This window comes from Vogesella mureinivorans (assembly GCF_007644035.1).
GTDB classification, from domain to species: Bacteria; Pseudomonadota; Gammaproteobacteria; order Burkholderiales; family Chromobacteriaceae; genus Vogesella; species Vogesella mureinivorans.
The window spans coordinates 1-283 of sequence record NZ_VMTV02000311.1; the positions used below are offsets into that span (position 1 = coordinate 1).

General features: G+C 67.1%; 1 pseudogene. It reads left to right on the forward strand.

What is annotated here, in order from left to right:
- Positions 1-283: pseudogene (locus tag FLQ44_RS10025) on the forward strand (M17 family metallopeptidase); the annotation flags it as partial.

Sequence of the window (283 nt, forward strand, 5' to 3'; positions counted from 1 at the left end):
CTGCTCGGCGTCGCCGCCGGCTCGGGCAATCTGCCGCGCCTGATCGTGCTGAAGTACGCCGGCGGCGCCAATGACCAGCGCCCCTACGCGCTTGTCGGCAAGGCGATCACCTTCGACACCGGCGGCATCAGCCTGAAGCCCGGCCCCGGCATGGAGGAGATGAAGTTCGACATGTGCGGCGGCGCCTCGGTGATCGGCAGCTTTCTCGCAGTCGCCAAGCTCGGCCTGAACATCAACCTGGTCGCCGTAGTGCCAGCGGTCGAGAACATGCCCGATGCGCATG